Origin of the sequence: Achromobacter sp. ES-001 (assembly GCF_019448355.1) — a bacterium.
Classification (GTDB): domain Bacteria; phylum Pseudomonadota; class Gammaproteobacteria; order Burkholderiales; family Burkholderiaceae_B; genus Achromobacter; species Achromobacter spanius_B.
Genome location: NZ_CP079940.1, coordinates 5,676,079 through 5,701,323, shown reverse-complemented (window position 1 = coordinate 5,701,323; position 25,245 = coordinate 5,676,079). Strand labels below are relative to the sequence as shown.

Below are 25,245 nucleotides of genomic sequence, written 5' to 3'. Positions count from 1 at the left end.
TTGCGGGGTGAATATCGGGATAAAGCGTTGTGTGGACGCTGAATTGTCAACAATTTACCCCGCGGTGGGGCGGGGCGCAAGCCGGGGTAAAGCGGGGGCAAGCGGCCGGGGGCCGCCTGCGACAGGCACATCGACGCCAGGCTAGCGCTTGTGGTGCACCGCCTGCATGCCGTACACCCGCACCGGCAAGCCCACGTGGCGCGCCTTCAATTGCAGCGACAGATACTGCGAATAGTGCCGCGACTGATGCAGGTTGCCGCCATGGAACCACAGCCCTTCCTGCTGAGTCGGCTTCCACATGTTGCGCTGTTCGCCTTCCCACGGGCCCGGGTCCTTGGTGGTGTCCGATCCCAGGCCCCAGCACTTGCCTACCTTGTCGGCAACCTCCGGGCTGATCAGGTCGGCGGCCCAGCCGTTCATGGAGCCGTAGCCGGTGGCATACACGACCAGGTCCGCGGGCAAGGTCACGCCGTTGTTCAACACGACGGCATCGCGCGCCAGGTGGCTGACGTCGGTATTGGATTGCAGCTTCACGCTGCCGTCGATGATCAGGTCGCAAGCGCCCACGTCGATGTAATAACCCGAGCCGCGCCGCAGGTATTTCATGAAAAGGCCCGAGCCGTCGTCACCCCAGTCCAGCATGAAGCCGGCCTTCTCCAGCTTGCTGTAGAACTCGGCATCGCGTTCGCGCATCTGGTTGTAAAGCGGGATCTGGAACTGCGCCATGATCTTGTAGGGCAGCGACGCAAACGTCAGGTCGGCCTTGCGCGTGGTCATGCCGCTGGCCAGCGCTTTTTCGGAATACAGCCCGCCCAGCCCGATGTCCATCAAGGTGTCCGACCGCACGATGTGCGTGGACGAGCGCTGCACCATCGTCACGTTGGCGCCGCCTTCCCACAGCGCCGCGCAGATGTCGTGCGCCGAATTGTTGGCGCCGATCACCACCACATTCTTGCCGCGATAGGCGTCCGGCCCGGGATGTTGCGAAGAATGCTGCTGTTCGCCCTGGAACTCGTCCTGCCCGGGAAAGCGCGGCACGTTCGGCTTGCCCGACATGCCGGTGGCCAGCACCAGCTGCTTGGGCCGCAGCACGACGGGCTTGCCGTCGCGCAGCACGGTGACTTCCCATTCTTTCTTCGCCTCGTCATAGCGCGCCGATTCGCAGACGCTGGACGTCCAATAGTTAAGCTCCATCACCTTCGTGTACATCTCCAGCCAGTCGCCGACCTTGTCTTTCGGCGCGAAGACGGGCCAGTTTTCCGGAAAGGGGATGTAGGGCAGGTGGTCGTACCAGACCGGGTCATGCAGGCACAGCGACTTGTACCGCTTTCTCCAGCTGTCGCCCGCGCGCTCGTTCTTTTCGATGATGATGGTGGGCACGTTCAGTTGACGCAGCCGCGCGCCCAGCGCAATGCCGCCTTGCCCGCCGCCGATGATCAGCACGTAGGGCTGCGTCTTGTAGCCGAGTTCCGCGGCTTCCTGCTCGCGCTTTTCCAGCCAGGTCTGGCGTTCGCGGCGGCTGCCGTGTTCGGCGCCCATGGGGCGGCGCGTGCCGCTGGGTTCCTCGTGGCCCTTGAGCTCGGACATGGTGGTCAGCAGCGTCCAGATCTTGCCGTCCTTCACGCGGATGTGGCCGTAGCCGCGCGCCAGGTTCGTATCGATGTGCAGCCAGCCCTGCAAGAGGCCGTCGTCGTCGCTTGTCGCTTCACGATCGTCGCGCGTGAAGCGCACCGGTTCGACTTGCGACAGTTGTTGCGTGAGCATGTCGCGGATCTGCGCATGGCCTTCGAACGTGCGCAGGTTCCAGCTGAACAGCACCAGGTCGCGCCAATAGCATTCTTCCTGGAACAGGTCGGCGATGGCGGCCATGTCCTTGTTTCCCAGCGCGGTGTTCAGACGGGCAAGCACGGCGTCTAAAGCGGCGTCGGCGGGGGCGGTCTGCATAGCTTGTCTCCTTGCCCATGGCGGGCGTGGTTGGGGGGCGGACGCGTACGCCCGCGAGCGGTCCCGGCCTGTACCGGCCGGTGGCTGCCTGAGCTTCTTCATGCAAATGTCGTGCCAGCTTGTGACGAGCGAGCCGGCCCCGTGGCGGGGAGGGGGGCGCGCACCAATCCGGCGTGGCGCGGCGCCACACCTGTGGCGCGGCAGTGTGGCGCGGCGGGGCAGAAAGTGACGGGTGCGGAAAGGGGGCGGGGGCGGAAAGGGGCTGGGGCGGAAAGTGACGAGTGCGGAAAGGGGCGGGAACTGCCTGGCGGAAAAGCCTAGCGCCGCCGGCTTGGCCCCAATCCGTAGCGCCGCATCTGGCGGTGCACGGTGGAACGGTCCAGGCCCAGCCGCCGCGCGGCTTCCGACACATTGCCCGCGCAACTGTCCAGCGTGGACCGCAGCGCCGCTTCCTCGGCCGACACCGCCACGCCGCCCGGGGCCAGCGCGTCGGGCAGGTCGCCCGGCTCGATGACGCCGTGTTCGCACAGCGCGGCGGCCACGGCGATCACGTTGGCCAGTTCGCGAATATTGCCGGGCCACGTGTGCGCCTTTAACGCCAGCAAGGCGCCAGGCGACAGGGCGGGCGCACCGGACTCATCCTGGTGACGCGCCAGCATGCGCGCGATCAGCCAGTCCAGATCCTGGCGTTCGCGCAGCGCCGGCACCGTCAGCGTGGCGGCGTTGATACGGTAGTAAAGATCTTCACGAAAACGCCCCTCGCGCACCAGCGCGCCCAGGTCGCGGTGCGAGGCCGATACCAACGCCAGACGCAGCGCACGCGGCGCATTGGCGCCGATGGGCGTGACTTCGGACTCCGCCAGCACGCGCAGCAGCCGGCTTTGCAGCGCCAGCGGCATATCGCCGATTTCGTCCAGAAACAGCGTGCCGCCATCCGCCTCTTCGATCAGCCCTTTGCGACCCTTGGGCGCCGCGCCGGTGTAAGCGCCCGGCAGGTATCCAAACAGCTCGCTTTCAATCAAGGATTCGGGAGTGGCCGCGCAGTTCACCGCCACGAAGCGGCCCTGCCGGCGGCTGTCTTCGTGAATCGCGCGCGCCAGATATTCCTTGCCCACCCCCGTTTCCCCTTGCAGCAGGATAGGCAGGCCTTGCCGCGCAAGCTTGGCGGCGCGGCTCTGCAACGCCGCCATCCTGGCATCGCCGCCGTCCAGCCCGCGCAGTGCGGATGGCGTGCCGCGCACGGCCACGGTGGCGCCGCGCGTGCTGCGGTTCGGTTCGATGGCGTGGGCGAACAGGGCGTTGCCGTCGCGCGCGACGATCAGGCGGTCTTGCGGCGCATGGCCGCGCGTGTACCGTGGCAGGTCGTCCAACTGCACGTCGAAAAAACGCGTGACAGGTAGTCCGATCAGGCCGGCCGGTTGGCGCCAGTCCAGCCCGGCCGCCCGCGCCAGCAGCTTGGCGCCCGAATGCGTCATGCCCAGGATGCGGCCCGCGCCGTCCAGCGAGATGGCCGCTTCCGGGTCTACATCCAAGAACTCGGGCGACCGCGCAAAGCGCAGCACCCATTCATTGCGCGTGCGCGCCATCAGGTTAGCCAGTTCAATGCGGCGCGTCGTGCTGTTGACCAGATGCAGCGCGAGGTTCTGGCTGGTCTTCAGGCTGGGCGAACTGAGCAGGGAAATATCCAGCACGGCGGCCAGTTCCCCGTCGGCGTTATAGATCGGCGCGGCGGTGCAGGACAGCGGCGTGTGCGTATTGTCGAAGTGGTCGGTCTGGTGAATGGTCAGCGCCTCGCCCGTCTCCAGACAGGCGCCCACCGCGCAGGTGCCGGCACGCGGCTCGGACCATTCCGATCCCAGGTACAGACCCGCCTTGCGCAGCTTGGATGTCTGCGCGGGGTCTCCCAGGAATTCCACGGTGACGCCTTGCCGGTCGGCCAGCAACAACACATAGTTTTGCCCCGCCACTTGCCGGAACAGATGATCCAGCCCGCTGCGTGCAATGCGGATCAGCGCTTCGGATTGCTGCTGATGTTCTCGCAACCGGCCATCCGGCACGATATAGGCTTCACAAGCCTGCGCCGGATCGAGCTGGTACTGATCCAGGCAGCGCAGCCAACTACGCACCACATGTGCATCGCGCTGCGTAGGCCGGCCTTGGCCCACCTGTTCGATCTCGCGAATGTGGGCGGTATGCGGGGATTCCTGACTAGGCATGTCGTCTCCATGTTGCGCCCGATCTGTGCCGGATCAACACGGCAGCATGCACAGAGACGAATCGGCTTGTAAATGGTGGTTATCCAGCGGTGGGGGGGGGATTGCGGGACGGGGGTCAGCGGATGTTAAGGCTTTTTATGACTTGGTACTGCCAGCGCGCACGTGAGAAAAGCGGGTCTTTGTGGTGGCTCACCAATGAGCAGAGCGAATATTGCACGGCCCAAATTTTGCCGAGCGCGACCCCGTCCCAACAATCGTATCGTTCTTTGGTTGGCACTATTTCCAACGAGTCTGGTGTTTCGCGCAGATATTGAACTTCGAGCCGCGTGATTATGGCGGCGTCCTCGTTGTTGCTTTTCGGGAATGAATAGCGATGCCTGGCAAGGATCCGCTGCCGTGTGTCCCGGGTGGCATCGTAATAGTCGCGTCTTGACGAGGTTAATTGACCGTCCGCAAATTTCAGAAACTCCAATTGGGTAAAGGGAAGATCGCGCGCTTTAAAGGAGACTATGCCTCCGTAGAAGAAGGGGCTATTTACGGGGTCTTCATACAGCATCGAGCAATCGTGCAAGTGATTGGACAGTGGCCTATCGGATTCGACGGCGTATCCGCAAGCCGACGACAAGTCGTAAAAGATCTTCGAACCCGTCGCGTAGGCGCAGGACAAGAAAACGTTGCCGACTATGAAAAGCGGGACCAACACCATCTTCACCATCATGGCCGAATGCTCCCCTCCGGTAGGGTCACCAGGATGTCGTCTGATACGGCTTGATATGCGTGAGAGAAATACTTGACCCTATTGTTTAAGTGCAACGCCGCTCTGTTGATCTGTAATGTCACGTTCAGAACATCGGCTGTTAACCCTGCCGCATCATTCAGATCGCCGAAGCTTAGCTGATCCGCTCTGGTGTTGATGCTCGTAAGGCCATCCAGCATCCAACGGTACTTGTTGGGGCTGCCATGGGGGTTTAGTGTCCTGTCCCGAGTTCTCTCCGCGGCCCAGTAAAAACCGGATGCGTCACATGCAGAATACGCATCTTGCTCGAGCAACAGAGGATGGGGATCCAGGGTTACGTTTCTTCGACGGTATTTCTCATACCTTCGGTAATTAGCTCGTCCGGTTAGCTGGATGACACCCCTACCCCGAAATCGCGGCCCATCCCCGCGTTGAATGTTCCCAATGCTCAGATTTCGGTCGTATTCCTCGCCGCTCGCATACTCTCTGACCGTCTGAAATCCATCGGTCTCCTGCACAATCTGCCCCCAGAAGTGAGCGGTGCGTAGCGGAGTTTCCAAATAGTATTTCCTCCGAACAAGATTAAGAGCCCGGTGCATCCCAGTCGGCACGACATACTTGTCTTTTCGGTGTTGGCCCACCGTAATGATCGAAAGCGCCTGGTCGTATGTCAGTCCCAAACCGGTTGCCGGCAGCATTTGAACCATCTCCTTCGCGCTAAGCCACCCACACTTCCTGAACTCCTCAATAAACTGCAACGGATGAAAGTGGTAATGGACCTTATCCAGTGCCAGTCCTTGCGCCTGCGCGTCTTCCCAGAACGCCAACGCCTCGTGATGCCGCTTCAGCCGGCCATAGGCCTCATCACTAAGGCATTCGCTTGTCCTCAGCACATTCGCCGGGCGTTGGTCGGGATCGTCCACCTTCAGCCAACCCCATCGCTTGTCAAAATCATCCCGTGACCATTCCGTGGGGATCTTCACCACACAGCGGCGCAATGCCTTGGATACTTGCGCGGTGCGGATCTTGGCGGTGGCGCGTGCCAGGCGGTCTTGGTATTGCATCAAGGCGTGTACGCCAGTGGCCATTTTGTGAAGCGTGTCTCCCAAGACTCCCGTCAGCGTCGGCGCTGGATGCGCTGTCGGCTTCAACGGTTCTATCAGGTTGAGCAGCGTGCCCGAGTCGCATCGGCTATTGCCGTCCAGATCGTCGTCAATAAACGTCCAGCCTTGCCAATGCGGAAAATCTGCATCGCTGTAGACCTGGACGTCGGGTGCATTCAGGTCAACGAAGAAGATGCTGTCGTCAGACAGCCGGACTCTGCGGATGTGGGGCAGCCGGCCGTGATACAAATCGCTTTGTGCCGGCGCATCAGGACCCAGCACACGACCAAAGCGCAGCATTTCAAACCCCGCGCTGGGGCAGCCTGGATACTGCTTGACCGCCGTGTTGTATAGCTCGTACGAACTTTCGGTTTTCTCGGCAGCGCCTTGCAGGACGCCAATGATCTCGCCTTGCCGAGTTCGCGCGGTGACCGTAAAGGCACCCCGCAGTTCGCTGATGCTGATAATCAGCTCCGCCGTGGTCCGCGCGGCTACCGGCACCTGCCAGTTTGCCCAGTGATCGGGATTCGAACCGGAAGGAAAGCGGTCAACGAGCGCGCCGTAAACCCCCGGCACATAGATTGTTCTTTCCGTTGCGCTAGGGGTAGGTAGATCGAACATGCTCTGATGCGCGCCGTTCACCCAGTTCAACCACGTCTTCTCATCGCCTTCCCGATCCGCACCGCTCGGCGACTTGCGATTCATCTGCCATAGCCGGTCAGGGGTGGTGCCGAACTGCGAGGCAAGGGCGGCGGGGCGTTCCGCGCTGCCGGGCTGCCCGGTTTGAAAGTGGCGTATCAGGTAGGTGCTTCGAACCTCACGCGGATTCATGTCATACAGCGGCGTATTGGCGGGCAATACAAAGTGAATATCGCCCCACACGCAATCGCGGCGGCCCTCCGTGGCTTTCAGACCGCCGGCGCTGCGGCCCAGCAATCGCTCGACGTTGGCCCTGTCGGCCACAATTTCGAAATGAATGCGGTCGGGTTCGCCGTAGAGGTAGCCCGCCTGGGCAATCGCCTCTTTGCGGTACACCTTGTCGCCCGTGTTCAACGCGAGTTTTGTGCCCGTGTGCTTTTCCAGGGCGTGCAGATGCTGGTAGATGGAATAGAACGTGACGCTGACGTCTTCGCCGATCTCGGTGTCGTGCTTGAGCACCAGGACGCCGTTACTGGTCCAGCCCTTGTAGTACATCAACGGGTCGTCGGCGGGCGTGGTGGCATCGACCCCGCGCTTGGGTGAGTCGCTGGCCCTGGCATACACGACGACACCATCTGCAATTGCCCGCACCGGTTCGGGCTTCTGTGGAGATCCCGGTGCCACCAGATGCGCGCCGCCATGCCAGCCGAACTGGTGGCTGACGGGAAAGGCGCCTTTGCCTGTCTTCTCACCCAGGCTCCAGTAGGCATTGCTTTCCGCATCGTCGGCTTGCAGCACCGCGCATAGGAAGGGTGCGCTGATCAACATGAGGCCTTGCTCCCAGGTTGGAACTCCGATGGATAGCCGCGCGCGTTGCCTACTCGGATAACGGAATATCCGCAGGGTCTACGTCGCGCGACACGGCGGGTACGCCCGCAATCTGTAGCGCGCTGCCTGCGCCCGCGCTGCTTTGGCTCAATGGCCCCTTGATCTTGATTTCGACGCCATCCAGCGTGATGCCCGAGCCGTCGATGGTGATGGTGCCGCCAGGGCCCTTGAAGACCACTTTCTCGCCGGTCTGTAGTTCGTAGACGGTGGTTTTGCGATGTATCTTCTGGCCGACTTCCAGCAGGTCATAGCCATCGATTCTTGTTTCGGCATAACCGCCGATGTCGGTCCAGTGGTTGGCGGCTGTCTTGTCACGCCGGCTGTTGCCGACCTCTTCCGTGCGGTCCTTGGCCGTATGGATGGTGTGGTTACGCCCCACGTTCAGAAAATCGTCTTGCCCGGTGCTGTGGCGGCGGTCTTGGCCGATATCGACCTGCTCGTCGGTAGCCACGGTTTCGCGGCGGTTGCGGCCGATGGCAATCGTCTCGTCGTTCTCGATCTTTTCGCTGCGGTCGTGTCCCACGAACGTGGTCTCGTCGTGATTGACGTGGATGTTCTGATCGCGCTGCGCATGCACGAAAATCTCTTCCTGATCGCGCTCGTCTTCAAAGCGCAGCTCGTTATAGCCCTCGCCTTTGTGCGTCTGGCTTTTGATCGTCATGCGCGTCTTGTGGCGTGGCAGTTCGTAAGGCGGCAGTTGCAGCGCCATGTGGGTGCGGCCCGTGATGACAGCCTGGTCCACGTCGCCGTCCAGGAAATTCACGATGACTTCCTGCCCGATGCGCGGTATGGCCATATGCCCCCACATGGCGCCCGCCCAGTTTTGCGACACGCGGATCCAGCACGAGCTGTGTTCGTCATGGCTGCCCAGGCGGTCCCAAGGGAACTGCACCTTGACGCGCCCGTAGCTGTCGCAATAGATCTCTTCCCCTTTTGGCCCGGTCACCGTGGCAATCTGCGGGCCATCGATGCGAGGCTTGGGCAGCGGTTCGGGTCGCCATTCCGTGTGCTTGGAGACCAGCTCCGCCGTATAGCCATAACGGGTGCCTTGCTGCGCGTCGGCGCTGTCTTCCTGTAGGCTGCTGTGCTGCACGCCGTGGTGACGCATGCGTATGGGGCGCCAGCCTTGATTCAGGTCGCCGCGTGGATGGCCTGCCAGTTCGAACGACAGCCCGGGGACCAAACGAGGGTCGTCTCCTTCCACCGTGGCGATCCGGGCATCCCGTCGCAGCCCGCGCAGGCGGTTCTCCGTAAACGGAATGCCCGCTTCGTCGCGCTTGTAGCGTCCCGGGTAGTCGTACCGTTCGTAGTGACGGTGCTGGTGGTGCAGGTCGACACCGTCGCGGCTGTGTTCCTGTGTGTATTGCGGGTGCGTGTAGGTGTAGTCGCGCTGGGTCTGGCGGGCCGTGCGCACCTGTTCGGCGTAGGCAAAGCGGCGTAGCGCGGGCTCGGGTTGGTCCCCGCCCGGGGCGGGAAGATAGCGCACCGGGCCACCATCGATGTTGCCGTGTATGTGCAAGCGGTCGCTGTGGACCAGACGGTGGCCTTTGGCGTGGTGATGAAACGCATGGAAGAAGCCTTCTTCGCGGGCCAGCCGTTCCATGAAGTACAGATCGGTGTCGCCGGCCTGCACGCAGTATTCGCGGGGCAGGTGTTCGTGCGTCACCGTCTGTTCGTAGTCCAGGACGCCGTGCTCTTTAAGCACCGCTTGCAGGATTTCGGGTACGGACAACTGCTGGAAGATGCGCCAATCGGAAGACAGGCCGGCGCGCGCCAATAGCGGTTCAACGGTGGCGCGGTAGCGGGTGCGGCGAAAGCCGGTGGCGCCTTGCTCGAAGCGCGAGACCACGCCGTGCACGTAGCGTACCGGGGCGCCTTGATACCAGACGGTCAGCAGCGCCGCCTGGTCCAGCACCAGGCCGAAGTCCACCGACGATTCGTGGCTGGCCAGATCCAGTTCCAGGCGAAACGGCTCGGACAAGCCCTCGTCGAGCGTGAACTCGACCACTTCAAAATCCATGCCGCCTACGATGCCAAAGCTAAATCGGAAGTCATGTTTGTGACTCACGATGCCCCCTTTGAATGCGTCATGCGGCACATCTTGGACAGCGGGTCAGCGTATGGCTATAGGACGACTAAGAATACTGAAGGGGAAAACTTGGAAATATCCGAATCCCGAAGCGGGGCGGGGATCAAGCGGGCCGGCCTGATAGCGGTCTGGCCGGCCACCGGCGCTGTTGCCGCCTGCTGGGTGGTAAATCGCGCTGCGGCAAATCTGGCTTATCCAGCGCTGTCGCGATCCATGGACCGTAGTGCGGCCGGGATGCGGTAGCGCTTGCCGTCGAATTTCAGCGTGTGGCGGGTCTTGCCTTGCTTGACGGTCTTTTCCTTGCAGTCGCCTTGCTGCACCGAAGCGCGGCTGGCCGAGTGGGATTCGGTGGCGATCAGGTCACGGTAGCCGCGGCGTTGCGTGTCACCTATTGCCAAGCTGACGGCGCTTTCCGAGAATTCGCCCGCGCACGTGGTGTCCCATACGCCCGACGAACGGTTGACGGACATGCCGTCCAGCACCAGGCGCAACTCGTTGTCGTGCACGGTGAATAACCGCAAGCTGGTTTCATCGAACGGGTTGGCGCGCGATGCGCCTTCGCGTTCGATGCGGATGCCGAAGGCGCGCTTGTCGGTTGCCACGTCGTAGCGCGCGGTGTCGAACGCCAGCCCGGCGATGCGCACCGCATCGTCCGACATCAGGCCCACCAGGCGCCGCCGTTGGCGCACTTGCAACGTTTGCTTGTCCAGCACCAGCACGTCCAGATCGCCGACGTGGCCGTTCTCGGGGTCGGGGGTGTCTTGCATCAGCGGTACCGCCACCAGCAACAGGTCCGGATTGGCGGGCCATGCCTTGCATGCCACGGCAAACGGCGCGCCCACGTCCGCGTCGGAAAGCGTGACGATGGCGTGCCCTTCCTTCAAGCGGATGCGGCCTTGGGCGTCGGGCTTGTCGGTATTGTTGTAGACGGTGCGCACGATGCCGGCCGCTTCCGGGCAAGGCCCGCTGGCCGCTTGCGCCGCGCCGCAGGTCACCACGGCGGATAGAAGCAGGGCGGCGGGCAGACGCGAATAGGGACGGAACATGGCGGGCGGGCGGAAAGGAAGAAGTCCGAATTCTAATCAGGCCTTGGGGCGGCTGCGCGCCCCTTCGCTACCGCCCGCTACAGATCGCTACAGCTCGACCCGCACGTTGCCGCTTGCTCCGGCGCGGCAACGATCGCTACAGGTCCACCCGGACCTTGCCCGCCTGCACCAGCCCGGCCACGTTGCGGATCTCGGCCAGCAGCGACTGTTGCAACTGCGCGGGCGTGCCGCCCGTCGGCGCAAAGCCCTGTTCGGCCAGCTTGCCGCGCACGGCCTCGGTTTGCAGTGCGCGGTTGATGCCCTGGTTCAACGCAGCGATCACCGCGTCCGGCGTGCCGGCCGCGCAATACGTGCCGAACTGGATCTGCGCGTCGAACCCGGCGTAGCCGCTTTCCGCAACCGTGGGGATGTCGGGATACTTGGGCAGCCGCTCACGGCTGGTAACGGCCAGCACGCGCAGCCGTCCGCCCTTCATATACGGTTCAACGGCGGCCACCGTGGCAACCACCAACTGGATCTGGCCGCCCAGCAGGTCCGTCATCATCGGGCCCGTGCCGCGATACGGCACATGCAGCAGGTCGATGCCGCACGCCGCTTGCAGCAGTTCGGTGGCCAGGTGCTGTGGCGTGGCGTTGCCGGGCGACCCGAACGTCAAGCCTTTGGGATCGCGCTTGGCCTGGGCAACCAGGTCGGCCAGCGTCTTGGCGGGCAGGTCGGCATTGACGGCCACCATGTACGGAGAACGCGCGATGGGGCAGACGGGCGCCAGTTGCTTGAGCACCTCTTCGGGCGGACGCGCGTAGTAGCGCACGGACGGCACCAGCCCGGCAAACAGCAGCACGCTGCCATCCTTGGCGCCGTTGGCGGTGTAGTCGGCGCCCAGCATGCCGCTGGCGCCGGGCTTGTTTTCCACGACCACGGGGCGGTCCAGCGCGCCCTCCAGGGTGGCGGCAATGACGCGGCCCAGCACGTCGGTGCCGCCACCCGGCGGAAACGGCACGATGACGCGCAGCGGCGCCTCGCGCGCGGCGGCATTACGGCTTAGCGACAAACCGAACGACAAGCCCAGCGATGCGGCCAGCGGCGTCGTTGCGCCCAGGGCCAGGTGCTTCAAAACGGTTCTGCGATTCATGCATTTGTCTCCATCTGCGCTCCGTCTTCAGAGCGTTGGCCGATCGCCTCTGTTGGGCGGGCGATTCAGCGGGGGGCTGCGTGGTGGGTGGTGTGGGCGTGGCGGCCGGCGTTGGGCTTGGGTTTCCTACATCCTGGGGCCAGGAAACGGGCTTGATGACGGGCCGCGCAATGGATGGACCGCCGGGTCATTCGTCCGGTCGGGCATACCGTCCGGTCGCGCATCCGATTGCCCGCCCGGCAATAAAAAGCCGTGCAACGCCGAGGCCAGCGCCTCGGGCGCTTCCACCGGCAGCATATGCCGTTGCCCATCCAGCACGCGCACTCGGGCGTCCGGCAGTGCCCGCCCCAACGCGCGCGTCATGCGAGGCGTGGACCCGACGTCATCCCCGCCTGTCATCACCAGCGTGGGGCAGGCGATATCCGGCGCGGCTTGCGCCAGCAGCGCGTCGCCATGCGCGAACAGACGATAGGCCGCCAGGAAGTTGGCGCGGTTGTTTTTTATCAAGCGGTGGCCGATGGCAGCGACGCGTTCGGGGCGGGCGGCCTCGAACGCGGGCGTGAACCAGCGTTGCAGCGAGACCGCCGCCGACGTCGCCACGTCCTGCGTGGCAGCCGCCACCAGACGCGCCTTCACGGCCTGCACCTCGTCGGGCGTGCGCTGGAACACCGTGCTGAGCAGCACCAGCCGGGTCACGCGGCAGGGCCGCGCGGCGGCGTAGGCGCCCGCGATCAAACCGCCCATCGAATAGCCCAGCACGTTGGCTTCGCCCCAACCCGCCGCATCCAGCTCGGCATCCAGCTGCTCGATAAATTGCCCGATGTTCGCGGCACCCTGGATGCCGGGCGCCGCGCCATGGCCCAGCAGGTCGTAACGCAGCACGTCGAAGCGGGGTTCCAGCAGCGGCGCCAGATCATCCCAAAGCGTGTGGTCCAGCCCCACGCCGTGCAGCAACACCAGCGGCGCGCCACGACCGGAACGTCGACGTGGCGTACTCATTTCGATTGCGCCTCTTGCGCCAGTTCCTGCAAATCGGAATAGCGGTTGCCGATGCGGTGGTGCGGCCGGCCGGACGTTGCCGCGCCCAGCGCAATAACGATTTCGTCGGGCGCGGGGGCGTCGTTGATATTGGTCTGCACGGTCAGGTAGTGCGAACGCAAGCCTTCGTCTTCCTTGTGCATCAAGGGCACGGAAATCACGCAACCCGGGCCGCCGCGCGTGTTGGTAAAGGCCAGGTAGCTGGTGCCGCCCACGGCGTTGCGATAGGCGTTGCCAAAGCGCAGCGTGTGGATCAGTGCGGACGCGTGTTCGACTTCGCCCGACGTGCCCACCACGGCGGCCTTGCCATAGGCTTCGATCTGGTCTGCCGACCCCGCCTGCCGCAGTATTTCGGCCACCAGCAGTTCGCCCAGGGGCGGCGCGTTTTCCAGGATCCGCGGGCGCAGGTCTTCCTGGAATGGCAGGCCCGCCCACGGGTTGCGGATCACGGCGGCGGCAACGATCATGATCAGCGGCCGTTCGGCCGGCTTGCCGCCTTCGATGCAGGTCTTTTCCACATAGCTGATGATCTTTCGGACTTGCAGGGCCATTCGATTGCTCCAGTGCATAAGGGCTGACGATGGACCCATTGTTCAAGCCATGCCGGAATTTTGACAATCCAAATTAACTCAAGTTAATTTCGGAAAACCTGAAGTCAATCGACGCCCGCCATGCCCGCACCCTTGAAGATCCAGCACCTGCGCCAATTCCTGTTGGCGGCCGACCACGGCAGCTTTCGGCTGGCGGCCGAAGGCACGCACCGCTCGCAAGCCGCCGTGTCCGCCGCCATGCAGGACCTGGAACAGCAATTGGGCGCGCCGCTGTTCGAAGCCGGCAAGCGGGCGCAGCTGACGCCACTGGGCCTGGCGGTCGCGCCGCTGCTGCGCGAATTGCTGGCCACGCATGACCGCGTGCTGGAGGCGGCGCGGCAGTTGGGCATGGGCAATACGGGGCCGGTGTCGCTGGCGGTGATGCCGTCGTTGGCCGACGAATGGCTGCCTCGCCTGCTGGAACGCTACGCGCGCAGCCATCCCGACATCCGCATCCGCGCCGTGGATGAATCGTCGCAGGACGTGCACCGGCTGGTGCTGACGGGCGAAGTGCAGGTGGGCGTTGCCGGCCAGGTGCCGCGCACGGCCGAGGTCGCGTTCACCCCCGTGGCGCGAGACGCCTTCGGGCTGGTGTGCCGCAAATCGCACCCGCTGGCGCGGCGGCGCGGGTCCGTGCCGTGGGCGGCGCTGGAAGGCGAACGCCTGATCGGCAACGCCACCTTCGACACGCTCAAGAACCGGCAACTGGGCGGCGCCATCGACGACCCGGCCATGGTGGTGTCGAACCGCGCGTCGTTGCTGGCCAGCGTCGTCAGCGGCCTGGGCGTGACAGTGCTGCCGGTGCTGGCGCGACCCGCCGTCAGCAGTGGCTTGGCCTTCGTGCCGCTGGGCGAGCCCACCGTCGAGCGCATCGTGGGCGTGCTGGCCCGCAAGGAAGAAACCTTGTTGCCATCGGTGGCGGCCATGCACGCGCTGGCCTTGCGGTCGCTGGCGCAGTTCACGCGCCGCAAGGGCGCAGCGCTGGTGTAACGGCCCGGCTGCCTTGCCCGCCTCCGGCCTAGGGTTGTCACTACTTCGGCCGGCGTGAAGCCCAGCTTAATAAATCCTTAATTGGCAGCCTCCCGGCGCTGCGTCAGAGTGCGCAACAGAGAAAACGGCCGTCAGATGCCGTCCGGGCCGGCGAACCGATCCGCCGCGCCATCCCCCCGCACAGCAGAACCCTATCGAATGAAAACCCGGGACACACCGGGTGGCTTGCTATCGACCGTCGCCATCTGGCGGCGGTTACCCGTGGGTCCGAGGAGACGACAATGAGCAAGAGCTGGAAGAGGTTTGCAGGGGCGGTGGGCATGGTGGCGGTGTTGGCGGGGGCGGGCGCGCAGGCCGCCGACGCGCCGCCCGACATCAAGCTGATGCAGCTGTCGGTCGGCAAGATCGAACTGGACAAGGGCTTCATGACCGCCATGGTCGACGTGGGCACCAAGATCAAGATCCCGGTGCCCGCCTATGTCATCCAGCACCCGCGCGGCCTGGTCCTGTTCGACACCGGCATGAACCAGGCCACCGCCGACGGCAACTGCGCCAACTATTGGGGCCAGGGCCTGTGCGGCGCGTTCAATTCCATCCAGGGCCGCGACGAGGTCGTCGACCGCCAGCTCAAGGCCGCCGGCTTTGACGTCAGCGACGTGAAGTACGTGGTGTATTCGCACTTTCACCTGGACCACGCCGGCAACATCAAGATGTTTCCCAAGGCCAAGCACGTCGTGCAAAAGGCCGAACTGCGCGCCGCCTGGTGGCCCGAAAAATTTCAGCGCGCCGCCTATGTCATGAAGGACTTCGACACCACGCGCGACTACGACTTCATCCAGGTGGAAGGCGACTTCGACCTGTTTGGCGACGGCACCATCGTGCTGCTGGACACCAAGGGCCACACGCAGGGCCACCAGTCCTTGCAGGTCAAGCTCAAGAACACCGGCACCGTGCTGCTGGCGGCCGACGCCATCTACACCGCCGAGAACGAGGCGGGCGTCATCCCGGGCATCACCTGGAATACCGCGGCGTCCATGCTGGCGATTGACCGTCTTAAGCAGATCCGCGATGCGCGCCAGGGCCAGCTTTGGTACAGCCACGACGCCGAGCAGCACGCGCAAAACGCCAAGACTAAAGTGTTCGATTAACGCGTTGCTGGATGCCGCATTCCCCGTCGATCGACCTCGACTAACGCAAGTCTGACCGAAGGCGCCCCATGCAGCCGGCCGTTGCTTTGCACCAGGTCTGCAAGTCGTTCGGACCCCGTCAGGTCCTGCATTCCCTGAGCCTGTCCGTGGCGCCCGGGGAAATCGTGGGCCTGCTGGGGCCGAACGGCAGTGGCAAGACCACCACCCTGCGCCTGATGGCCGGGTTCTACACGCCCGACAGCGGCCGCGTCACCGTGTGCGGCCGACAGCCCGCGCCGGGCCGGGGCAACGCCGACATCGGTTACCTGCCCGAACGCGCGCCGCTGTATGACGCGCTGACGGTCATGCAATACCTGAAATTTGGCGCGGGGGTGAAGGTGGCGGGCGGGGCGGGCGCGCGTCGTCTTGCCATCGAACGCGCCATCGACGGCTTCGACCTGCAAGCCGTGGCCCGCAGCGCCATCGGCCGTTTGTCCAAGGGCCAGCGCCAGCGCGTCGGCCTGGCGCAAGCGGTGCTGAACGATCCGCCCGTGCTGTTGCTGGACGAAGCCACCAATGGGCTGGACCCCGTCCAGATCGTCGAGGCCCGCGCCATGATCCGCCGCTGCGCACAGGGCCGCGCGGTGGTGTTCAGCAGCCACCTGATGCAAGAGGTGGAAGCCTTGTGCACGCGCATCGTCATCTTGCAGCAGGGGCGGCTGGTGGAAGACGCGGTGCTGGGGCAGGCGCAGGCCGCGCTGCAATTACAGCTGGCCTTGCCAACGGCCGGCCACGCCGCCTTGCGCGCCGCGCTGTCGGCCTGCGACGGGATACGCGGCGTGGACGCTACCGTACAAGACGCCGCGCTGAGCAAGTGGCGCATTAGCTGGGACACGGCCGACGCGGGCGATCCTTCAGGCGCGATGTGCGACCGCGTGCTGCGCATCGTGTTGGCGCACGCCCAGGTGCGCGCGGTGCTGTCGCTGCATGACGCCGTGGAAGCGCGCCTGCTTGCCGCGCTGGCGCCTAACGACCCGGTGATGCGGAGGCGGGCATGAAAGGCTTTTTGGCGCTGTACCGAAAAGAGCTGCGCACCGATTTCGGCTCGCCCGTGGCGCTGGTGGTCGTGGCCGTGTTCTGGGCCTTGTCCGGCTACCTGTTCAGCTTCAACCTGTTCTTTGTCAGCACGGGGCAGATGGTCACCGCGTTTCACAACATGACCATCCTGCTGATCCTGGTGATGCCCCTGGTCAGCATGCGCGCCTTTGCCGAAGAAGCGCGCCAGGGCACGCTGGAGATGCTGCTGACCTTGCCGCTGTCCGACGCGACGCTGGTGGCGGCCAAGTACGCGGCCGGGTTGACGGTCCTGGCCTTGATGCTGGCGGGCACGACCGCCGCCGTGCTGCCGCTGGCGTGGTACGGGCAGCCGGACTACGGGCCGATCGTGGGCGGCTATGTCGGTGTGTTCCTGTACGGCGCGCTGTTCCTGGCCATCGGCATTGCCGTGTCCAGCGCCTGCACCAACCAGATCGTGGCGGCCAGCGCCACGTGGGGCATCCTGGTGCTGCTGTGGTTCATTGATTACCCGGCCGCGCTGGACGCCTTTCCCGCGTTGTCGCCGTTCTTTCAGGCGCTGTCTTTGTCGGCGCAACACGTGGACTTTATTCGGGGCGTGTTGCCCGGTCCGGCCACGGTCACGCTGGCCAGCGTGGCGGTGCTGGCCTTGATGGTGGCCGCCGTCAACCTCAAGCGCTGGAGGCTGCGATGAACGCAAACCCTCGCATGCTGCGCACGGGCCGGCGCCTGTTGCTGTGGTTGCCGGTGCTGGCCGTTGCCGCCTTGCTGCTGGCGCTGAACCTGTGGGCCTCGCGCCATCTGGGCCGCCTGGACCTGACGGCGCAGCGCCTGTACAGCCTGTCGCCCGAGAGCGTTGAAGTAGCCCGCCAGATCAAGCAGGCCGTGGACGTGACGTGGTTCTACGATCTGCGCAACAAAAGCATGGTGGACGCGCTGGAGCTGCTGCGCCAGTACGAACATACCAACCCGCTGATCCGTGTGCGCGGCGTGGACCCGGCACTGCGTCCGGCCGAGGCGCGCGAAGCGGGCATCCAGTTCGCCGGCAGCGCGGTGCTGGCCGCCGACACGCGCAAGATGACGATCAACGGCGGCACCGAAACCGACTTCACCAACGCGCTGATCCGCATCAGCCAGCGTGGCGCGCAAACGGTGTGCTTTACGCAGGGGCATCGCGAAGCCATGCTGGACAGCCTGACGTCGCTGGACGATCTGGAAGACCACGGCGACGATGAAAACCTGGTGGCGCGCGTCGAGGTGCACGAGCAGCACGGCATGGCGATGGCGCGCAATGCCTTGCAGACCTTGGGCTTTGCCACGCGCGGTATCAACGCGGGCAGCCTGGCGCAAGCCTTGCCGGCCTGCGCCGTGGTGGTGGCGGCGGGGCCGCGCGCGCCGTTCGGTAGCGACGACGCAGAGGCGCTGCGCCGCTGGACGGCCGACGGCGGCAAGACCCTGTTGCTGCTGGAACCGGACACGCGCCACGGGCTGGATGCGTTGCTGGCCGACTTCGGTATCGCGCGGCCGATCGGCGCGCTGGTCGACCCCGGCAGCCATTACCGCAACGACCCCGGCAGCCCAGCCGTCAGCGACTACACGCGGCACAAGATGACGCGCGGCCTGCCGTTAAGTTTCTTTCCCGGCGCGGCAGGCCTGGAACCCGCCGAAGAGGCGCTGCCGCAAGGCGTGACGGTCACGCCGCTGGCGCAGACGTCGGCACAGGCGCAGTTGCCGGGGCAGCCGGCGGGGCGCTACACCTTGATGGCGCTGGCCACGCGCAACGCGCAGGCCGCCAGCGCGGACGGGTCGGCGCGGCCCACGCTGCTGGTCGCGGGCGATAGCGATTTCGCTACCAACCGCCATTTCGCCACGCTGGGCAACGGCGCGCTCTTTACGAGCGCCGTCACGCTGCTGGCCGGTGAAGACGCCTTGTTGACGATACGCCCGCGCCATTACGAGAACCGCCGCGTTGAACTGACCAATCGCCAGATGCGCACCGTGTTCTGGACCAGTACCGTGGCCTTGCCATTGCTGGCCTTGATGACGGGCCTGCTGCTGTGGTGGAGGCGGCGATGAACGCGGGGCGTGGCTGGCTGATGTTGCTGGCGGCGGGCGTTGCGCTGTCCGCCTGGCAATGGCACGAGGCCATGGAATCGCCCGCCACCCACAGTGGGCACACGCACCTGCATGACGATACCGGCAAGCCGGCGCGGCTGTACGCGTGGAACGCCGCGCAGGCGGCGCGTATCACGCTGTCCACGCCGGCATCCACGACGACGTACACACGCGCCGCTCAGGGTTGGGCCGCGATGCCGGGCAGTGCAACCTCCACCACACCCCCCGCCTTCGACGCAGACGACTTCCTGTCGCTGTTTTCGCAAGCTCGCAGTGACCGCGTGCTGGCCCCGCACCCCGGCGAATCGTATGGCCTGAATCCGCCCGCGCTACGCATCGCCATCGATGACGATAAAGGCGCGACGCTGGCCCGGATGGACGTGGGCGCGCTCACGCCGGATGGACTAGGCCGTTATGTGCAATTGCCCGATGAACCGCACCTGCGCATCATCCCCGATTACCAGACGCGCGCGCCGATGGCCGCGACGATTCAGGTAAACCCGCATGCGCCCGGCACGGCGACCACGGCCTCTCTATCGCTTGTGAAACCCGGCTTGCGCAAAGATAAATAGCCGCTCAAAAGGGGCGTCCCTATACTTCGCTGCACATCGGACTAGTACGAAAAGTGGCGCTTGCCAGTGATCGCGCCGGTCCATAAAAGTGCCTTCCGTTCCGCTTCGATTCGCGTTCGAAGCCAAGGCGGCAAGGTTGATAACGAGACAAGGGCGCGCCACGCGCACGCCCGGGCCATGTGCCCACGCCGCCTTGCCGGCGATGCCCGTTGCCCCGGCAACGCATCGCGGACGGGGCAGGTGTTTAGCGTATTGGGAGAAGACGCTTGACCTTGGATCTACTGCCTCTCGCCTTGGTGGATGGCGTGGCGTACGCCAGTCTGCTGTTCCTGGTGTCGATGGGGTTAACCCTGGTGTTTGGCGTGATGGGCATCTTGAACGTTGCCCATGGCGCCTTCTACGCCTTCGGCGGTTATGCCGCGGCCAGTCTCGTCATGTTTCTGGCGCCCAAAACCGATTCCCCATTCCTGCTGTTCGCCGCGTTGTTCGTGGCCGCCATCGCCATCGGCCTGGCGTTGGGCAGCATCATGGAATTCGTGCTGATCCGCCGCGCGCAGAACTACGACCCCATCCTGAAACTGCTGATCACCTTTGGCGGCTTCCTGATGCTGGAAGACGTCCAGCGCCTGCTGTGGGGCGCGCAGCCCTACAGCGCCAGCGAAGTCGTGAACCGTCTGGGCAATATCGAAATCGGCGACATCACCTACACCACCTACCAGCTGGTGGTGGTGCCCGTGACCGCCGTGCTGGCCTACGTGTGCCTGGAGTATTTCCTGCGCCACACCAAGCTGGGCAAGCAGACGGTGGCCACGACGCACAACCGTGAAGTGGCCACGTCGTTGGGCATCAACGCCAAGAAGATCGGCTACGTCACCTTCGTGATCGCCACCATCCTGGGCGCGTTGGGCGGCGCGCTGGCCGCGCCCACCACGTCGCTGGTGCCGGGCGCCGGTACCGACATGACGGTGCTGTCGTTTGCGGTGGTTGCCACGGCGGGGCTGGGCCAGATCACCGGTGCGCTGATCGCGGCGCTGCTGATTGGCGTCATGCGTTCCATTGCCGTCTACGCCGCGCCCGAACTGGAAGTGGCGGTGCCGTACATCATCATGGTGTTGGTGCTGATCATCCGGCCGCATGGCTTGTTCACCGTCGCCCAAGCCCGGAGGATCTGATGAAAGTCGTCGTACTCAGCCTCGTGGCCGCGATGGCCACGCTAGCTCTTGGCTATAGCCTTTCCTGGACAATCACACCCATCGTCATCGGTCTGACCTACGCCATCGCGGCGCTGGGCGTGTCGGTGATGGCGCGGGCTGGCCAGATCTCGTTTGGCCATGCCATGTATTCCTGCATCTCGGCCTACACGGTCGCGTTCCTGGCGCGCGCCATGCCGGGCACCGACGCGCTGCTGCTGATTATGGCGGGCGTCGTTGCCAGCTTCCTGGCGGCCATCGTGATCGGCCTGTTCGTGGTGCGCTATCGCGGCATCTTCTTCGGGATGCTGAACCTGGCGTTGAGCATGGTGCTGTTCGCGTTGCTGGGCAAGCTGTACACGCTGACCGGCGGCTCGGACGGGATGCGCATCGTGCGCCCCACGATGGCCGGCGTGCTGATGGAACGCGAGTCCTTCGAACGCGCGTTGCTGGTGCTGACGCTGGTGTTGTCACTGGTGCTGGCCTGGTGGGTGCAGCGCTACTTCCGTTCGGGCAGCGGGCAGGCGTTGTCCGCCATCAAGACCAACGAAACGCGCATTGAGTACCTGGGGTTTTCCGCGTACTTCATCATGTGGAAGGGCTACCTGCTGTCGGCTGTCGTCGTCGGCTTCTCGGGCGCGATCCTGGCATTGATGCAGGGCCTGGTCACCCCCGAAATCGGCTCGTGGCTGCGCTCGGGTGAATTCGTCTTCATCACCATTCTGGGCGGCGCGGGCCATGCGGCCGGTGCGTTCCTGGGCGCCGTCGGTTTTGAAACGGTGAAGCTGGTGTCGGCCGCTTACTTTCCCGGCCTGTGGCAGTTCTTGCTGGGCCTGACGCTGATCCTGGTGATCTTCATGTTCCCCACCGGCTTTGTCGGCCAGGTCATGAAGCGCATCGCCACGCGAAAGCGCGATGAGGCCCGCGCCCGCGCCAACGCCACCTTGCAGGCGCGCGTTTCCGCCAACACGCACGCGCCGGTCAGGAACTGATGATGAAACCGCTTATTCAAACCACAGACCTTTACCTGGCCTTCGGCGGCGTGATCGCGGCCGACAACATCAACTTCGAATTGCATGAAGGCGAACGCCTGGCCGTCATCGGCCAGAACGGCGCGGGCAAGACCACCTTCATCAACATCTGCACGGGCTACCTGGCGCCGTCCAAGGGCCGCGTGATTTTCGATGGGCGCGACGTCACCGCCATGGCGCCGCGCAAGATCGTGCGTCTGGGGCTGGGCCGTTCGTTTCAGTTGCCGCAGCTGTTCACCGAACACACGGTGCGCCAATGCGTGCAGATCGCCGCCGCGCGCCGCAACAAGGAACTGAGCTGGTTCCGTTCGCTGGAAAGCACCATCGACGAAAAAGAAGTGGACGCCACGCTGGACCTGGTGGGCCTGTTGCCCGAAGCCGACGAGGCCTCCATCGAGCTGCCCGAGGGCAAACGCAAGCTGCTGGATGTGGCCATGGCGCTGGCGCTGCGGCCCAAGCTGCTCATCATGGACGAGCCCACCAGCGGGGTGGCGTCCGAAGACAAATTCGCCTTGATGGAAACCGTGATGCACGCCCTGGACGAGCGCCGCGTGACGAGCTGGTTTGTCGAGCACGACGTGGACATCGTGTCGCGCTACGCCACGCGCGTGGCCGCCTGGATCGCGGGCAAGGTGGCCGCCGACGGCACGCCGGACGAAGTCTTGAATAACCCGCAGATCAAAAGCGAAGTGCTGGGGGCCTGAACCATGCTGAATCTATCGGCCATCAACGTAGACCTGGCAGGCAACCGCATCCTGCGCGACGTCAACGCCAGTTTTGAATCATCCAAAACCATCGGGATTGTGGGGCGCAACGGCGCGGGCAAGACCACCTTGCTGCGCACCATCATGGGCCTGACCAAGATCAAGTCCGGCAAGATCGCGTTCGACGGGGCCGACCTGACGGCCATGCCCGGCCACAAGCGCGCGGCCTTGAAAGTGGGCTACGCACCCGAAGACCGCGTGATCTTCCCGACCATGACCGTGGCTGAAAACCTGAACCTGCCGTGCGAAGTGCAAGGCCAGTCCAAGACCGAAATCGCCACCCGCATCCAGACCGTGCTGAAGGTGGTGCCGCAGCTGGAACCCATGCTGGGCCGGTCTGGATCGGCGCTGTCGGGCGGGCAGGGAAAGATGGTGGCGCTGGCGCGCGCCATCATGGTCGGCACGCGGCTGTTGATGTTGGACGAACCCTTTCAGGGCCTGGCCCCCAAGCTTGCGCGCGACTACACCGAAGCGTTGGGGCGCCTGAAGGAATTGCAGCCCGACCTATGCGTCGTCATCACGGAATCCAACGTGAAGCTGCTGGGCGACATCCCTGACCAGATCTGGACGATCGAGCGCGGCTCGATCACCTTGAATTGAACTTCCGGAGACATTGCATGACGCAGATGATTATCAACGGCCGCCAGGTCGATGCCCATGACGGGCGCACCATAGACGTGGTGTCGCCGGTGGACGGCGACGTATTCACCACCATTCCGCGCGGTCAGCAGGCCGATGTGGATGCCGCTGTTGGCGCCGCCCGCGCCGCGCTGGAAGGCGATTGGGGCCGCATGACGGCGCTGGAACGCGGCCGCCTGCTGCTGCGCCTGGGTGAATCCGTGCTGGCGCATCACGAAGAGCTGGCGCGGCTGGAATCGCGCGACACCGGCAAGCCCATGTCCACCGCGCGCGGCGACATCACGGTGCTGGCGCGCTACTTCGAGTTTTACGGTGGCGCGGCCGACAAGGTGCACGGCCAGACCATTCCTTTTCAGAAGGACTATTCCGTCCAGCTGATCCGCGAGCCGCTGGGCGTGACCGCCCACATCATCCCGTGGAATTACCCGGCGCAGATGTTCGGCCGCAGCGTTGCCCCGGCGCTGGCCATGGGCAACGCCAGCGTCGTCAAGCCGGCCGAAGACGCCTGCCTGTCCATCATCCGCGTGGCCGAACTGGCTTTGGAAGTGGGCTTTCCGCCGGGCGCGCTGAACATCGTGACGGGCCTGGGCGAAGAGGCGGGCGCCAGCCTGTCGCGTCACGCCGACATCAACTTCATCACCTTCACCGGCTCGAACGAAGTGGGCGTGCTGATCCAGCAGGCCGCCGCCGTCAACGCGGTCAAGTGCGTGCTGGAACTGGGCGGCAAGTCGGCCCACATTGTGTTCGACGACGCCAACTACAAACTGGCCATTCCCGCCATCGTCAAAGGCATCGTCCACAACACCGGGCAGACCTGCACGGCGGGCAGCCGCCTGCTGGTGCAGCGCGGCGTGTATGCCGATTTCATGAAGGCGCTGGCCGCCGAGTTTTCCAAGGTGCGCGCCGGCACGCCCGACATGGACCTGACCTGCGGCCCCGTCGTCAACAAGGCGCAGTTCGACCGCGTCAACCGCTACATCGCCAAGGGCCTGGCCGATGGGCTGACCGTGGCGGCCGAAGGCGCCATTGCCGACGGCGTGCCTTCTGGCGGCTACTTCGTGAAGCCGACACTGTTTTCCGCGCCCTCGCACGACAGCACCTTGCTGACCGAAGAAATCTTCGGGCCGGTGCTGGTGGCGCTGCCCTTCGACACCGAAGCCGACGCCATCCGGCTGGCCAATGCCACCGACTACGGCCTGCTGGGCGCGGTCTGGACCGAGAACGGCGGACGCCAGCAGCGCGTGGCGCGCGGCATCAAGTGCGGTCAGGTCTACATCAACGGCTTTGGCGCGGGCGGCGGCGTGGAACTGCCGTTTGGCGGCGTCAAGAAAAGCGGCCACGGGCGCGAGAAGGGCTTCATCGCGCTGGAAGAAATGAGCACGACCAAAACGCTGATCCAGTTCTACGGCGAATGATCGCCACGCATATCGGAGTCAAGTCATGAGTCAGTTGCAGGGTAAGGTCGCCATCGTCACGGGCGGTGGCAGCGGTTTCGGCGAAGGCATCGTCAAGCTGTATGCGAAAGAGGGCGCCAAAGTCGTCATCGCCGACATCAACAAGGAAGCCGCCGACCGCGTGGCCGCCGAAGTGGGCGCCGCCGCGCTGGCGGTCAAGGCCGACGTGTCCAGCCGCGCCGACATCGACAACGTCGTGCGCGTCTGCCAAGAAAAATTCGGTTCCGTCGACATCGTGGTCAACAACGCCGCCATCACCCACAAGAACCAGCCCATGCTGGACGTGGACGAGGCCATGTTCGACCGCATGTTCGAGATCAACGTGAAGTCCATCTACCACATGGCGCAGGCCGTGGTGCCCGTGATGCGCAAGCAAAAGCGCGGTGTGATCCTGAACGTCGGGTCCACCGCCGGCATCCGCCCGCGCCCCGGCCTCAGTTGGTACAACGCGTCCAAGGGCGCCGTCAACGTGCTGTCCAAATCGATGGCCGTGGAACTGGGCCCCGACGGCATCCGCGTCAACGCCATCTGCCCGGTGATGGGCATCACCGGGATGTTCGAACTGTTCATGGGTCTGCCCGACACGCCCGAGAACCGCGCCAAGTTCGTGTCCACCATTCCGCTTGGCCGCTTCTGCCAGCCATCGGACGTGGCGGCGGCGGCCTTGTTCCTGGCCAGCGACGCGGCGGAATTCATCACCGGCGTGGAGTTCCCGGTGGACGGCGGACGCACGGTGTAAAGCTGTGATCGGGGCGGTGCCTGCCGGCCGGTTGCCGGTCGGCATTGCTACTGGTCCGTATTGCTTTCGGTCCGCATCGCTTCTAGCCCGTATTGCTTCTAGCCCGTATTGCTTCTACTTGGATGTCAG

At 64.6% G+C, this 25,245-nt stretch carries 21 protein-coding genes; 12 read left to right on the top strand and 9 right to left on the bottom strand.

The genetic code is table 11. The features are described from left to right. Positions 1 to 141: 141 nt before the first annotated feature. The 9 genes from KYT87_RS25815 to KYT87_RS25775 all read right to left on the bottom strand — a co-directional run bounded on the left by KYT87_RS25815 (position 142) and on the right by KYT87_RS25775 (position 13,382). Positions 142 to 1,944, bottom strand: coding sequence for an NAD(P)/FAD-dependent oxidoreductase (locus tag KYT87_RS25815; protein WP_219991181.1), 1,803 nt, complete (start codon positions 1,942 to 1,944; stop codon positions 142 to 144). Between the two features lie 317 nt (positions 1,945 to 2,261). After that, entirely contained in the window at positions 2,262 to 4,160 is a 1,899-nt protein-coding gene (locus tag KYT87_RS25810) for a sigma-54-dependent Fis family transcriptional regulator (RefSeq protein ID WP_219991180.1), read from the bottom strand. Positions 4,161 to 4,275: 115 nt separating this feature from the next. Further along, positions 4,276 to 4,878, bottom strand: a complete 603-nt coding sequence (locus KYT87_RS25805; protein WP_219991179.1) for a hypothetical protein — start codon at positions 4,876 to 4,878, stop codon at positions 4,276 to 4,278. Then, the gene (locus KYT87_RS25800) at positions 4,875 to 7,466 is read right to left on the bottom strand and encodes a M23 family metallopeptidase (RefSeq protein WP_219991178.1); all 2,592 of its coding nucleotides are present in this window, start codon (positions 7,464 to 7,466) and stop codon (positions 4,875 to 4,877) included. Before KYT87_RS25800 ends, KYT87_RS25805 begins: the two co-directional genes overlap by 4 nt. A gap of 49 nt (positions 7,467 to 7,515) precedes the next feature. Next, positions 7,516 to 9,594, bottom strand: a complete 2,079-nt coding sequence (locus KYT87_RS25795) for a type VI secretion system Vgr family protein (protein WP_104142296.1) — start codon at positions 9,592 to 9,594, stop codon at positions 7,516 to 7,518. A 212-nt stretch (positions 9,595 to 9,806) separates the two neighbouring features. Continuing rightward, on the bottom strand, positions 9,807 to 10,661 hold the full coding sequence (locus KYT87_RS25790) for a hypothetical protein (protein ID WP_219991177.1): 855 nt from the start codon (positions 10,659 to 10,661) through the stop codon (positions 9,807 to 9,809). 136 nt (positions 10,662 to 10,797) lie between these two features. Then, entirely contained in the window at positions 10,798 to 11,793 is a 996-nt protein-coding gene (locus KYT87_RS25785) for a tripartite tricarboxylate transporter substrate binding protein (RefSeq protein WP_120157029.1), read from the bottom strand. A gap of 126 nt (positions 11,794 to 11,919) precedes the next feature. Next, positions 11,920 to 12,792, bottom strand: coding sequence for an alpha/beta fold hydrolase (locus KYT87_RS25780; protein WP_219991176.1), 873 nt, complete (start codon positions 12,790 to 12,792; stop codon positions 11,920 to 11,922). Continuing rightward, the gene (locus KYT87_RS25775; RefSeq protein WP_104141856.1) at positions 12,789 to 13,382 is read right to left on the bottom strand and encodes an amino acid synthesis family protein; all 594 of its coding nucleotides are present in this window, start codon (positions 13,380 to 13,382) and stop codon (positions 12,789 to 12,791) included. Before KYT87_RS25775 ends, KYT87_RS25780 begins: the two co-directional genes overlap by 4 nt. A 120-nt stretch (positions 13,383 to 13,502) precedes the next feature. On the opposite strand from KYT87_RS25775, the gene KYT87_RS25770 reads away from it, so the two are divergent. The 12 genes from KYT87_RS25770 to KYT87_RS25715 all read left to right on the top strand — a co-directional run bounded on the left by KYT87_RS25770 (position 13,503) and on the right by KYT87_RS25715 (position 25,116). Next, positions 13,503 to 14,411, top strand: a complete 909-nt coding sequence (locus KYT87_RS25770) for a LysR family transcriptional regulator (protein WP_219991175.1) — start codon at positions 13,503 to 13,505, stop codon at positions 14,409 to 14,411. Positions 14,412 to 14,692: 281 nt separating this feature from the next. Next, positions 14,693 to 15,559, top strand: a complete 867-nt coding sequence (locus tag KYT87_RS25765) for an N-acyl homoserine lactonase family protein (protein ID WP_219991174.1) — start codon at positions 14,693 to 14,695, stop codon at positions 15,557 to 15,559. 68 nt (positions 15,560 to 15,627) lie between these two features. Continuing rightward, positions 15,628 to 16,596, top strand: a complete 969-nt coding sequence (locus KYT87_RS25760; RefSeq protein WP_219991173.1) for an ABC transporter ATP-binding protein — start codon at positions 15,628 to 15,630, stop codon at positions 16,594 to 16,596. Continuing rightward, on the top strand, positions 16,593 to 17,306 hold the full coding sequence (locus KYT87_RS25755; protein WP_046807575.1) for an ABC transporter permease: 714 nt from the start codon (positions 16,593 to 16,595) through the stop codon (positions 17,304 to 17,306). The genes KYT87_RS25760 and KYT87_RS25755 overlap by 4 nt, the downstream gene beginning before the upstream one ends. Next, positions 17,303 to 18,688, top strand: a complete 1,386-nt coding sequence (locus KYT87_RS25750; protein WP_255593563.1) for a Gldg family protein — start codon at positions 17,303 to 17,305, stop codon at positions 18,686 to 18,688. The genes KYT87_RS25755 and KYT87_RS25750 overlap by 4 nt, the downstream gene beginning before the upstream one ends. Next, the gene (locus tag KYT87_RS25745; protein ID WP_104141861.1) at positions 18,685 to 19,299 is read left to right on the top strand and encodes an electron transporter SenC; all 615 of its coding nucleotides are present in this window, start codon (positions 18,685 to 18,687) and stop codon (positions 19,297 to 19,299) included. The genes KYT87_RS25750 and KYT87_RS25745 overlap by 4 nt, the downstream gene beginning before the upstream one ends. 266 nt (positions 19,300 to 19,565) lie before the next feature. Further along, complete coding sequence (locus tag KYT87_RS25740) at positions 19,566 to 20,471, top strand: branched-chain amino acid ABC transporter permease (RefSeq protein WP_219991172.1); 906 nt, start codon at positions 19,566 to 19,568, stop codon at positions 20,469 to 20,471. Continuing rightward, positions 20,471 to 21,481, top strand: a complete 1,011-nt coding sequence (locus KYT87_RS25735; RefSeq protein ID WP_219991171.1) for a branched-chain amino acid ABC transporter permease — start codon at positions 20,471 to 20,473, stop codon at positions 21,479 to 21,481. The genes KYT87_RS25740 and KYT87_RS25735 overlap by 1 nt, the downstream gene beginning before the upstream one ends. 2 nt (positions 21,482 to 21,483) lie before the next feature. Beyond that, positions 21,484 to 22,224: an ABC transporter ATP-binding protein gene (locus KYT87_RS25730; protein WP_046807570.1), complete on the top strand. Its 741-nt coding sequence runs from the start codon at positions 21,484 to 21,486 to the stop codon at positions 22,222 to 22,224. Positions 22,225 to 22,227: 3 nt separating this feature from the next. Further along, positions 22,228 to 22,884 (top strand): ABC transporter ATP-binding protein, encoded by a 657-nt coding sequence (locus KYT87_RS25725; protein ID WP_219991170.1) that lies wholly within the window; start codon positions 22,228 to 22,230, stop codon positions 22,882 to 22,884. A gap of 17 nt (positions 22,885 to 22,901) precedes the next feature. Further along, entirely contained in the window at positions 22,902 to 24,338 is a 1,437-nt protein-coding gene (locus tag KYT87_RS25720) for an aldehyde dehydrogenase family protein (protein ID WP_120157023.1), read from the top strand. 25 nt (positions 24,339 to 24,363) lie between these two features. Continuing rightward, entirely contained in the window at positions 24,364 to 25,116 is a 753-nt protein-coding gene (locus KYT87_RS25715; RefSeq protein ID WP_046807567.1) for a glucose 1-dehydrogenase, read from the top strand. Positions 25,117 to 25,245 lie beyond the last annotated feature (129 nt).